This window comes from Streptomyces sp. NBC_00154, assembly GCF_026342835.1.
GTDB lineage: Bacteria > Actinomycetota > Actinomycetes > Streptomycetales > Streptomycetaceae > Streptomyces.
Window position 1 is genome coordinate 285,786 of sequence record NZ_JAPEMI010000003.1, and the last position, 12,221, is coordinate 298,006.

8 protein-coding genes and 1 pseudogene are annotated in these 12,221 nt (G+C 65.0%); 5 read left to right on the top strand and 4 right to left on the bottom strand.

From position 1 onward, the window contains the following. Positions 1 to 198 precede the first annotated feature (198 nt). The 4 genes from OHA03_RS46200 to OHA03_RS46215 all read left to right on the top strand — a co-directional run bounded on the left by OHA03_RS46200 (position 199) and on the right by OHA03_RS46215 (position 4,968). Positions 199 to 1,899, top strand: a complete 1,701-nt coding sequence (locus OHA03_RS46200) for an L-aspartate oxidase (RefSeq protein WP_267009962.1) — start codon at positions 199 to 201, stop codon at positions 1,897 to 1,899. A gap of 287 nt (positions 1,900 to 2,186) precedes the next feature. Next, positions 2,187 to 2,396 (top strand): hypothetical protein, encoded by a 210-nt coding sequence (locus OHA03_RS46205; RefSeq protein WP_267009922.1) that lies wholly within the window; start codon positions 2,187 to 2,189, stop codon positions 2,394 to 2,396. Between the two features lie 623 nt (positions 2,397 to 3,019). Continuing rightward, positions 3,020 to 3,265, top strand: coding sequence for a hypothetical protein (locus OHA03_RS46210; RefSeq protein ID WP_267009923.1), 246 nt, complete (start codon positions 3,020 to 3,022; stop codon positions 3,263 to 3,265). Between the two features lie 794 nt (positions 3,266 to 4,059). Next, positions 4,060 to 4,968 carry an RNA polymerase subunit sigma gene (locus OHA03_RS46215; protein WP_267009924.1) on the top strand — a complete coding sequence of 303 codons (909 nt, stop codon included), beginning with the start codon at positions 4,060 to 4,062 and terminating at the stop codon, positions 4,966 to 4,968. 180 nt (positions 4,969 to 5,148) lie between these two features. Here OHA03_RS46215 and OHA03_RS46220 read toward each other — a convergent pair whose 3' ends face one another. From OHA03_RS46220 to OHA03_RS46235, 4 genes and pseudogenes are all read right to left on the bottom strand, one after another. Then, complete coding sequence (locus OHA03_RS46220; protein ID WP_267009963.1) at positions 5,149 to 6,171, bottom strand: sigma-70 family RNA polymerase sigma factor; 1,023 nt, start codon at positions 6,169 to 6,171, stop codon at positions 5,149 to 5,151. Positions 6,172 to 7,103: 932 nt separating this feature from the next. Next, positions 7,104 to 7,385 (bottom strand): annotated as a pseudogene (locus tag OHA03_RS46225) (transposase); the annotation flags it as partial. 414 nt (positions 7,386 to 7,799) lie between these two features. Further along, a complete protein-coding gene (locus tag OHA03_RS46230) occupies positions 7,800 to 9,695 on the bottom strand; it encodes an N-acetylmuramoyl-L-alanine amidase (RefSeq protein WP_267009925.1) in 1,896 nt (631 codons plus the stop codon). Positions 9,696 to 10,208: 513 nt separating this feature from the next. Further along, positions 10,209 to 11,450: an IS4 family transposase gene (locus OHA03_RS46235; RefSeq protein ID WP_267003062.1), complete on the bottom strand. Its 1,242-nt coding sequence runs from the start codon at positions 11,448 to 11,450 to the stop codon at positions 10,209 to 10,211. Positions 11,451 to 11,806: 356 nt separating this feature from the next. On the opposite strand from OHA03_RS46235, the gene OHA03_RS46240 reads away from it, so the two are divergent. Then, on the top strand, positions 11,807 to 11,956 hold the full coding sequence (locus OHA03_RS46240) for a hypothetical protein (protein ID WP_267009926.1): 150 nt from the start codon (positions 11,807 to 11,809) through the stop codon (positions 11,954 to 11,956). Positions 11,957 to 12,221: the final 265 nt, after the last annotated feature.

The window sequence follows — 12,221 nt, forward strand, 5'->3', positions numbered from 1 at the left end:
CCGGCGCGGGGCGACAGTGGGCCGGCTCCCACACCGTCTTTGGTCCTCTGTGCTGTCAGTCGCCGCCACCCACCATGGGTTCACCGACGCACCAGCAACGGAAGGGTGTCACAGATCCCGGGATTGCCTGGTCGTAGTGAGTGACAACCCAGGCGATCGGAGTAGACCGTGGCTATCACTGAACAGCGTCTTTCCACCATGGTGCTGGTGATCGGCACCGGGGGTGCTGGGCTGCGAGCAGCAATCGAACTGGCTGAGGCCGGTAACGATGTCCTCGCGGTCGGCAAGCGCCCCAAGGAGGATGCCCATACGGCACTTGCTGCCGGAGGAATCAACGCAGCGCTGGCCACCATTGACCCCGAGGACAGCTGGCAACAGCACGCAGCCGACACTCTCAAGGAGAGTTATCTGCTCGCCGACCCTCGCACCGCCCAGATCGTCACTCAGGGCGCCGCCCGAGGCATCGACGACCTGGAACGCTACGGCATGGCCTTCGCGAGGGAAGAGGACGGCCGTATCTCCCAGCGCTTCTTCGGAGCGCACAAGTTCCGACGTACTGCCTTCGCCGGCGACTACACCGGTCTGGAGATCCAGCGCACGCTCATCAGGCGCGCCGATCAGCTCAATATCCCCGTGCTCGACGGCATCTACATCACTCGGCTGCTGGTGCATGATGGCGCCGTTTTCGGTGCCTACGGCTTCGACCTCACGCACGGTACGCGCTACCTGATCCACGCCGACGCCGTCATTCTTGCTGCGGGTGGCCATACCCGTATCTGGCGGCGCACGTCCTCACGGCGCGACGAGAACATGGGCGACTCCTTCCGCCTGGCCGTGGAGGCCGGAGCCCGCCTGCGCGACCCTGAGCTGGTCCAGTTCCACCCTTCCGGGATCATCGAGCCGGAGAACGCGGCCGGCACCCTGGTCAGCGAGGCCGCTCGGGGTGAGGGCGGAATCCTGCGCAACATGCTCGGGGAACGGTTCATGGCTCGCTACGACCCTGACCGTATGGAGCTGTCCACCCGCGACCGCGTGGCCCTGGCTGCCTATACGGAGATCAAGGAAGGGCGGGGGAGCCCCAAGGGAGGCGTGTGGCTCGACGTCTCCCACCTGCCACGGCAGACGATCATGACGCGGCTCCCCCGCGTCTACCAGACTCTTCTGGACCTGCAGATGCTGGACATCACCCGCGAACCGATCGAGATCGCGCCCACTGCGCACTATTCGATGGGCGGGGTGTGGGTACGTCCCGAGGACCACAGCACTGACGTCCGTGGCCTGTACGCCATCGGTGAAGCGTCGAGCGGGCTGCACGGCGCCAATCGCCTCGGTGGGAACAGTCTCATAGAGCTGCTGGTCTTCGGCCGCATCACAGGCCAGGCAGCCGCCGCCTACTCGCAGTCACTGACCGCGCAGCCGCGGTCGGCGTCGGCGATAGCGCATGCTCGGGCGGAGATCGACGATCTTCTCGCAGCCGACGGACCGGAGAACGTTCGCGCCCTGCAGCGCGCCATCCGCAACACCATGACCGAGCATGCGGGAGTCGTACGCGACGAAGAAGGCCTGCGCGCCGGACTGGCGGAGCTCACAGCGATCGAGAAGAGGATGGCGGACATCGGCGTGCACCCGGACATCGCCGGCTATCAGGACCTGGCGCACGCCTTTGATCTCAAGTCCGCCGCCCTGGCAGCCCGGGCCACCCTCGAAGCCGCACTGGAGCGTCGTGAGACTCGTGGCTGTCACAACCGCAGCGACTACCCCGACTTGGATCCCGCTCTGCAGGTCAATCTCGTGTGGTCCCCGACGGCGGGTATCACCCGCGAAAGCATTCCAGCCATCCCGGACGAGGTTTCCTCCCTGATGGAGGAGGTCTCGACCGACGGAAAGCTTGCCGAATGACCTCGCACAACCAGGGACGCGCACATCGCCGGGACCCGGTTCGTCGACTGGCTCGCGCAGCAGCAGTAGGTCCTGCGAGTGGCCCCCGCCGGCCGGCGGCAGATGCTGTCTGTCGGCTCATCAGCTGCCTGGCTCAGGAAGCGTGCTGCGCCGGCAGCACTTCCCAGGCACCCCCCCCGGGGTTCCGCGACTGCCGTCCCGGCAGGGCAGGCCTTCCCACGCGCCAGATGACTCCGTGGGGTCGTGGCGGCCACATTCATCCGGTCTCTGCCGCAGAAGGACACACGATGACCCGATCCACTGAGAACCAAATCGACATCGCGGCCACAGTCATGTCGCTAGCCGCCGAAGCCACCGACCTGGAGGCCCGCGTCAACGAACTTCGCCAGAAACTCGTAGACCTCAACGAGCGGATGAGAGCCATCTCCAACGCTCTTTACCAGCTTCCCCCAAGTTCAGCAGCCATAAGCAACGCAGCCGTCGGTGACGGACTTTGAAGGCGCCCGCCACTCAAGGCCCGGGTTCTGGCCGCTGCGTAAGGTCGCACGTGACGCTGCGGCAGGTCGCCCCGCTCTCACTCGGCGAAGAAACACCGCTGATCGTGGACGGCACGCTGATTCCTCCCGCGGCCGCCAGGTCACTGAGCGGTCGCGGAGCTGCCGGCACTCGGCCAACGACCAACTCGTCATCGAAACCGACACCTCGCCCGTCTCGTCGACTGACCACGAACAACCGATAGGACGCCACGGTGTCGGAGCTGTCCGGTGCGCGGGATGCCGGGGTGACACACCTGTGATTGCCGGCGGCAGCCGGCCGCGTGAGCCGTCGGTCCGCCCGTAAGGCCGGCCTGCAGGTGTCACAAAACCGCCCGCCACTCGGTCAAATGCACAGAAGAGCAAATCGCCCCAATCATGTCTATATCTGGACGGTACCCCGTACTCCGACGTGATTGCCCTGGTCGGAATGGAGATGAAACAGCATGTCGCAGACGGACACGTATCTTGCACGGGGCGCATCCACGGTCGGTGCAAGTGCCGAGAGAGTTCCGGGGTCCGGCTTCTCTGATTGGAGCGGGCATGATCCTGCAGACAGTGAGCGAGTTCCCGCTGGCTCGCGACTCATGGATCACGACAAGTGGCTGGTGGGCCTGCAATTCCACACCGCCGACTGCCAACGCGTTTGGCTGTACTACGTTGTCGATGAGGTCTTCGACACGACTCACGCGGTGCCCATGGCCATCAAGCGGGCCAACAGTGACCCGGAGCGGGTGACCCGGGGCGGGATCCGGGCCGAGGCGGATCAGGTCGAAGTCCAACAGATTCATCGGGATGGCATCGGCCGTTTCAGTCTGACCCGTTGTCTCTGATCAGTTCAGGCGAGGGTTTTCGCGGAGTCGCGCATGGTTCCCTTCGAGCGCACTGGTTCCGGCAGTCGCCATGCGGGGGTTTCGTCTTCGACACCGATGACCTCAAGGAGGGCATGGTGAGCATCAGTGCACCGGGACTGCAGGCCGGAGGCCGGATCGAGGCTTCCCGAATGACCCTCCACCTCGTTCGCTCCGCCGCAGCCGGCATGTTGTCGTCGATCCCCACCTCGACGTCCCGCGCTCTTGGAACAAGGAGCCCCACCGGCGCTGCTGCGCGGCCGTCATCTCCGACGGCTCAAGGCCTGCGGCTCAGACCGCACCGGCCACCCAGATGTTGCCCAAGCCATGCACGCCAATCCAAGCCGAGTGAGTCAGAAGCCGTTGTCCTATCGGACGTGGTCGGAGGGTTTTCGCTGGTCAGGCATGGTCTCCGTGTGGTCGATGAGGGTCTTCGTGGAGACAAGCCGCTCGTTCGCGCCACATGACGTAGTTCCCTCGTTCAGCAGCCAAGAGCCCCTGGCGAAAGGACGGTGCCCGAGTCTTCGGGATCCGATGTGGAAGCTCATGTCACAAGACTCATGCCTGCCCGGTCTAACAGGTCAAGCCGAGAAATAGAGGAGGTATCCCGTGCGCAGGCACTCAGCCCTCGGCTACCACAGCCGTCTCCCCGGGCACAGGGGGCGTAGTGGCATCCTGCCATCGGTCCGCCGATACCGCTGAAGCCCTCCTGAACTGCGACAAGATGGATGCATGAGGCCCCGTTGTGTGGTGCCGTGCGAGAGGAAGGATGCCGTATGGACCACGCTGACGCGGTGCCGATCGCGGAGTTGCTCAACGAGCGTCGGTATCTGCTGAATGTCGCCTACTGGATGCTGGGCAGCACCGGTGAGGCGGAGAGCGTTGTCGATGAGACCTACCGCCGGTGGTACGGGCTGTCCGGTGCGGCGCGTCGGCAGATCACGGCGCCCCGGCCCTGGCTCGCGAAGACCGTGGGCGGGATTTGTCTGGACCGCTTGCCCGACCGGGGTGCAGCCGGCCGGAGAAGGGGTGTCCGTACGCAGGCGCAAGATGCGGAGGGGCCGAAGCAGCGGCTGGAAGAGGAGGTCACCTGGGTTCTGCTGAACGCTCTGGATTCCCTGTCGCCGGCCGAGCGGGCGGCATTCGTACTCAAGTACGCCGGAATGCCCCCCGATGCAGTCGCCGACATCGTGGGACGCACCGAGCCGGAGTGCGCCGAACTCGCCGACCGGGCGCGCCAGCACCTGCGGGTGCAGCGCTCACATCCCACGACGCCGGAAAGGCACGAAGCCCTCGTCCGCGCCGTCCGCCATGCCTGTCTGACGGAGGATGCCGGGCTGCTGTCCTCGCTTCTCTGCCCGGACGCCACGGCGTTCTTCGACGGCGGCGGCAAGGTCCGGGCACTGGTCAGGCCGGTCCACGGCAGCCGGCAGGTCGCACACAGCCTGCTGACGCTCCTGGCCCGCCACCCGCGCACCACACTGACCACTCAGTCCGTCAACGGCTGCACCGGCCTCGTCGCCCGCTACGACCATCAGGTCGCCGCCGTCATCAGCCTCGACATCGCCGACCACCACGTCGCACAAGTGTGGGTCGTACTCAACCCCGACAAGCTGCATTCCTGGAACCAGCCCCCCACCCCTGGCAGCCCCAGCTCACACCAGAGCCCCTCACAGCAAGGGTGACCGCTGGTCCTGATCACTCCTGAGAGGTCTGCCCCACGACTGCTTCGGCAACACGACAGCCACCATGTGCGCCAGCCGGACACCGCGTCCCGCAGGAAAGCGTCAGGTCGGTCGTGGCCCCTCGGCAGCTGTTCCTACCGGCGCTCCACGCCGCAGAAGGGCGCGTGTGGCCTCATTCGATCACGTGTCCTGCCCGTGTGGTCCGGCATCAGGCTCAGTCGGGAGCCTTCGTTGTTCTCCCCCAGGCCTCCTCGTCACCCTGGCGGGGCCACAGACCCCCGGCGCAGAGCCGAGAGCCACTGCGAAGCGGGAGCGCGAATCCAGGAACGCGGCGATCTTGCTTGCGTTGAATACCCACATCAGCTTGTGGATGCCTTCCTTCGAGGCGGCTATCGTCAGGAACGTGGTGGGCTCGCCATCTCGGTAGATCATCACGCCTGTACGGCCGTTGGCTTCGACAGACTTGAGGTCCGCGCCCCGCCAGAACCGCGGATAGGCGGTCGCCAGGTTGGCCACGCGTGCACGGCCAAGCACGGGTATACGAGCGACCCCCCGGATACCGTTGCCGTCGGAAAGACTGACTGCATCGGTGGTGAGGAGGGCTTTCAACGAGGCCACGTCCCCCGTTTGGGCTGCTGATACGAAGGTGTTAAGCAGGTGTCGGTGTTCTGCCGCGTCCACGCTCACCCGCTGCTCGGCCGACAGATGCTTGCGAGCACGGCTTACGATCTTCCGCACGTTGACGAGGGTGAGTTGAAGGATTTCAGCGATCTCGGGATAGGTGTAATCGAACGCCTCGCGCAGCACGTATGCGGCACGTTCAGTGGGACTCAGCTTCTCCAACACCAGAAGCAGAGCCAGCTCCAGAGCCTCCGCACGCTGCGCGCCTACCTCAGGGTCGGAGCTTGTGTCGATGGGCTCAGGCAGCCATGGTCCTATATAGGTTTCCCGACGCACCCGCGCAGACTGCGCAACGTTGATGGCCAAGCGGGTCGTCGTACTCGTGAGGAAGGCCACCGGGCTGACCACCACGGAGCGGTCGGTCTTCTGCCAGCGCAGCCACGCTTCCTGGACGACGTCCTCAGCCTCGACCGCGCTGCCGAGCACGCGGTAGGCGATTCCGAAGAGACGTGTCCGGTGCTGCACAAAGACAGCAACGGCCTCTTCAAGGGAATTTGTTGTGGGGGACGCCTCGAAATGCATGATCGTGCGGTCTCCGTTCCTCCGGTTGCGGCTGTTCAGGAGCGTGACCACGCAGCGACCGCGTGGTCACGGACGGCTCCGGCAACTGGTCCCAGGTCGCGCTCCTGGCGACCGCGGCAGGGTGTTACGCGCTGCATGGCTTGTTTCGGAGCGGCAGGAGCTGTGGCCACTGACAGTCACGGGGCTGCTCGGATCGAGTCCGCCCCATGAACGGGATCGGCCCGTTCCTGTGACAGCACCGGGGCAGCGGGGTGCTGTCGGCCGTCGTCAAGGTGGCAGGTAGCAGGCACAACACAGTGCTTTCGTGGGCTTACGACCCGACCAAACGGATCAAATCACATCTCTGAGTACAAGGTTCATATGGGTGGCAGGCTGCGCATGATCCCCAGCCCAAGACTCTGGCACCGCCCCCAACAGTGCCATTAAAGCATTGACACATTGTTGATCAGTGGTTGGGTCACTCCGCGTCCCGACACGGGCCGAATGAGCCCCGCGCCAGCGTATTCGCGCCACCGACACTGACTCGCCCCTGAAGAGCGGCCGCATCGCGACGATGCGTGTCACCGCAACAAGGATGTGCGTGACACGGTGCAAGCAGACCGTGGCCTCCAGTCCGCCTGAAGGGGTGAAACGGCACAGAATCGGATGATTACGGGCATGGAGCCGCCTGCGGGGACCGCCATGCCTGATCCGGGGAGGGCCGGTGCCGTGCTGCGAGAGGGCATGGGACGACGGCCCCGGCGACGGAGCCGGAAGGCTTCTCGCAATGTTGTGGCACAACCACTTGCAGGCCTCCTGCGTGTGCCTACCGGCCAGAACCCGGGGGCCTACGCGTTTGGTCAAGGTCGGCGACCAGTGAGTTTGTGTGATCGAGGGTGGAGGCCAAGCCGGTGCGCAGGCCGTGAAGCCGGTCGGCAACCCGGGTGGCCTCGCGTGCGAGGCATCGCGGCAGCGCCGTTGGCAATGATGAACGCGTCCTTCGCGTCGGTCTTGGCCCCACCCGAGTAGGGGTCGCCGCGTCGTCAGCCCGGCAGGTAGGTGGCAGGACAGCCCATGTCCCGGGCCACCGCCGACGGTAGAGCCCCGATCGAGGCGGGCTGGTCGACCACGATGAGCACGGTCCGGTGCTTCGCCTGAAGCTTCGCGAACAGCTCCCGGAGTTTGGGTTCGGTTTCGGGCGGGCACTTGCCGAACAACCTCCTGCCGGCGAGGGTGGCGCGGTGTTCGCCCTTGCCGACGCCCAGGCCGAGGCAGACGTCGGTGTCGCCGGTGCCGATCACGTGCGGGCCCCTCCATTCACGCTTTCGTCCGGCCCTCGCACGGCACCGAGCTGCCACATCCGCGTTACTGAAGGCACTTCCGGTTCGGGTGAAGCCGGTGCCCAAGCCGCTCATCAGCGTTCTGCCGATGCCTTCGGGCCCGGTGACGCCCCAAGATCATCAACAACAAGGGGGAAGTCGTGCCGGACTCGAAGGCCAGAAGCCATTGCGGAGCCACGAAGACGGCGACGGAGGGCCCCCTCGCCGTCTTCGCCTCGACCGGTGCGTCCGGGCAAGGAGCCATGGCGACTGACCGGCATCCGGGTGGTCGCTCGTCGGCTGGCCGGCCAGACGTTTACGGTCGGACGATCAGGGCGCTGTCGTCACGTCGGACTCGTACACCAGCCCGACTCGATGGTTGTATTGAATGGTGTACATCTTTTTGCCGCCGGTCACGACGCTGCCGCTGGAGGGGAAGTAGTCGTCGGTGGCCGCGGCCTCACTGGTCGCGACATACGCCTGGCCGGCGGGGACGCTGTAGAAGCTCAGCGGAGCCTGGGTGGAGGGCGAAAGCCCGGCGGGATATTCGTCCTTGTCCGGGTAGCTGCTGCCGTACACCGCTGCGGGCGCATCCCCGGCAGCCTTGACCACGGTTACGCCGCGGGCGGGAGTCGTGTTGCGTCCGTACGGGCTGTGGAACCACACCTTGGTACCGCTGTACCAAATAGCTGTCCAATCACCCTGGTGACCTGCGACGACGAACTGTTGCCCTGCCTGCGCAGTGCTGCCCCAGTCGTTGACCCGGTTGGTCCCGATACCGTCCGTGTGAATGGCCTGGTCGCCGAAGAGCGGAGCGGTGCGGCTGGGTGCTGAGTGCAGGTAGACGAAGTTCGACGGCTGGCGCCGTTCAGCGCATTCGGGTGTGGCACCCGTCGGATCGTCAGTTGGGCAGACCTGCACAGTCTGCTGATTCCGGGCGAAGCTGGGGGTGATGGTGACCGCCGATCCGATCGGCCCGACGCCGTGAACGCCCTTCGCGGGGGCATGGAGGAGACGCATGTACCGCTCCCAGTCCCAGGACGGACCCGGGTCCCAGTGCATGCCGGAGACGAGGGAAGAATTCGGCCCAGGGACGTTGTCGTGCCCGATAATGTGCTGCCGATCCAGCGGAATGTCGAAACGGTCGGCCAGGTACGCAACGAGTTCCGCGCTTGTCTCGTACTGGGCCTGGGTGTACCAGGTGCCTCCGGATGCAGCGTAGCCCTCATGCTCGATACCGATCGAATGCATGTTGGTCGAGTAGTTGCCTGCGTGGAAGGAGAGGTCCTTGGTGGGCACCATTTGGGTCACGGCACCGTCAGACGACCGGATCACGTAGTGCGCTGAACCGCCGCCGGGTGTCTGGAAGCTACTGATCGCCGACTCGTAGGACGACTCGGTGTCATGGATGACGATGGAATCAATCAGGATGTTGTTGGCGGGCCGGTTGGACACCTGGCCGTTGGCAGACGCAGCGGGAACGAAGGCGCAGTCCAGTGTTGGCGGGCACTCGGTCTCCGCAGCGGCCGTCGCTTTCAGACGAAGCCCGGCCAACTGGCCCGTGGCCGGCCGGACATCCGCGACGGCGTTCAGCCGGACTTGCTGCCCGTCCTGGGTTGTTTCGCCGACACCCTTCTTGACCGTCGCAAAGACGCGGTCGGCGAACGCCTTTGCCCCGCGCTCCTGCTTGGAGCCGCCGTAGCGGGCCACAGCGGCATACCACTGGCCCGGATCTACCGGCGTGTGCCCGGTCGTGGCCTTTGCGTAAGAGGCCAGCAGAGCAGCGCCGCCGCGGATGTTGGCGACCTCATTGTCGCGCAGCTTCCCGGCAGGCAATCCGGTCAGCTTCGCCGCCGTCTGGAGGGTGTGCAGGGAAGGGTCGGCAACCATCTCCTTCAAATCCCCGCGGCCGGCCGCTCCCGTGTCACCACCGGCCATCATCTCGGGCGTCACATCCGTCAGATGCATCGGACCGTAGCCGCCGCTGGTGCTGCGTTCACCGGGATGTGCTTCCCAGGCCGACTCGTGGTACGCCACACCGAGAAGGACCGACAGGGGAACGTCGTACTCGGCTGCGGCCTGCTCGAATGCCTGTTGCCGGCCGGCGGTTTGCCTATCCGGTGCGGACGCTTGGGCGAGCAGCGGAACGGCTGTGACGCTCGCTGCTGCCAGCGCACCTGCCGTGATCGTGAGTGGCAGCCGCCACCGCGGCTTGCGCTTGTGCACTGCAATACCTTGCTTTCACATGATGGTGATGAACTCTGAGTAGCCATTAGATGCGCCACGGCATCGCTGAGGGGCCGAACTGGGTGCCAGAGCACCGCTGTTGAGTGCCGGCATGCGGACTTTACATGATGTGACGCGTCACTTGCCCTGTTCAAACAAATCACACTGTCTTGTGGTGGTTGCGCGGCTCAAATTCGCGGCGCTGGAAAGCACGGAAGGCCCTGCGTGACATATCCCACTCACATAAGATTCACATTGAAACGAAGTTGTGCCATGTCGAGTGGCGGGCAAATCGGCCCTGCCCTGAGGGCAATGCCACTTAGTTAGGAAACGGCGAGGATTTTGATGTGGGGTGGGTCGGGGTGGTGGATGATGGTTTCGGTGGGCTGCTTCTTTCTGTAGGCGTGGACGTGGACACGCTTTACGGCTCGTGGGCTGGTGCGGTGTCTCCGACGGGGGTTGGGCCTTTCTATTATTTCCGTGCGGGCGACTTCAAGGGCCTTCGCGAGGCGGTCAGGGGGAAAAACCCGCCTGGCCTGTGATCTGGCGGCGGATGATACGAAGTGACCGCATGAACGATAGGCGGTCCGGGTCGATGTCGGCCTGTTCGGCTGCCTCACACATCAGGTGCCGGACCGCGTAGTGGGTCAGGAGCAGTGCCCAGATCTCCTGCTCGACCATGTCCGGTGTTTTCGAGCGCAATACACCGCCGCGGCCGCGTTGGTGGGTCTTGATCTCGTCAAGGCTGGACTCGAACTCCCACCGTTCGGCATAGGCAGCGGCGAGTTCAGCGGCACCAGCCTCGTCCGGGTCCATAACGGTGGTGATCAGGCAGAAGATCTCTCCTCTACCTTCGCGGTTCGTCACTTCGTATTCGACGACACGGACCGGAATCCCGGACGGCTCCTCTATGTTGTCCGACCCGCGGTGACGCTGGACTGCGCGCCGCCGACGGACCTTCGGGTCAAGCAGGAACGACTCATAGGATCCGTCCTTCAGCGGCCGGACTACCGGCAGATGAGGGCCGTCGGGCATGCGCCACAGCAAATCAGCACCGGTTGCCGCGGCCGCTTCCCACAGACGATATGCGTAAAATCCCCGGTCGGCGGTAACCAGCATGCCTGGTTCGAAATCGGCGACGAGTTCCCCGGCGAGAACGCCTTCGTCCACGCGCCAGGGACCCAGCCGGGCCGCCACCACAGCATGAGTCCCGCATTCACCCAGCCCCACGATCTTCACCTGGGGGAAAGGTGCGGGACTTCGTGTGCCCCCGGACCGGCCGAACTCCCCATCATTTGCTGGGGTGTCAGGAATATCCAGGACGAACCCGTCAATGGCCATCAGACGCCACCGACCCATCCACGCTCCCTGCGTGCCCCGCTGCGCGCAGGGCAATGCCACCCGCTCGAACAGCACCCGCAGCGGCTCCGAACCCAGACGCCGGCGCGCCTGGGAAATCGCACCCGTCGTGGGAATCGTCCAGTCCTTCCGCCATGTCCCCAGAAAACGTAGGCCGTTGACGAGAAGACGCATCACTTCCTCGTACGACTCGCCGAAGAACAGACACAGAGCCATCACGTAATAGACGACGACACGCGCCGGCAGCAAACGTGACCGTTTCTCTGTACGGCCCGTCTCCGCGAGTACCTCATCGACCAGGTCCCGATGAACCAAACGTGTCAGAACCCCGACACCCACCCGGTCGGTCAAGCGCACACCAGAAACCGGCACCACGTTATCCCGCACCCCGCCCATGAGCGAGGAACATAACCGGTTCACCGGCAGGAAGGAAGTGCGGCAACCGGATCAGTTGACCATCCACAAACACCCCGGGCGTGTCCCTGTGCATATGTGGACGACCGATTACCAGACCGCTTATCTAAGTGGCATTGGCCCTGAGGGTGCTCCGACTTCTGACTGGCGGCCGTTCTGATGAACGTCCGTCGGCTGTCGCCGCAATGACGGATTGCGACAGGCATCGGCTCGATGGCCGTGCCGGACAGGGTGCGGCTGCCTGTGCGCAAGCAGTTGCAGCGGTGGCGGTCGACGACACCTGGGAGCGGAACGGTATCGGCTTGACCACACGGTAACTTCATGATCTTCCGATCGCCTTGGCGTACGACTTCCCGACCAGCCACGCCAACCGCATCGCCGGCATGGTCGCGTACTGCAACGAGCGCGTCGGCCTGCACACCGACGGAACGCTGCTGCCGCGCCCCACCGAGTCGACCCCGACTGCGCCGACCAAGCCGTCCCAGTAGAGCGGCGCGCGCCCCTGAGGACGCCCGCCGGGCTTCCGGCCGACTCGGCCGGTGGTCACCCCGCGGAAGCAGTGTCCGATTTATGGCATATACATTGTCGCACACTGTGTGAATCGGGTGTTCGCACCCCGGGGCCAACCGCACGTACTGAGAAGCCCGCAGTTGGTACAGGTTCGGCACACGTTCTTCCTGCCGCACGTCACGCACTGCCGAGTGGACCGGTCATAGGGGATGACACGGCCATGCAGTCATGGTCTCCCCGCCG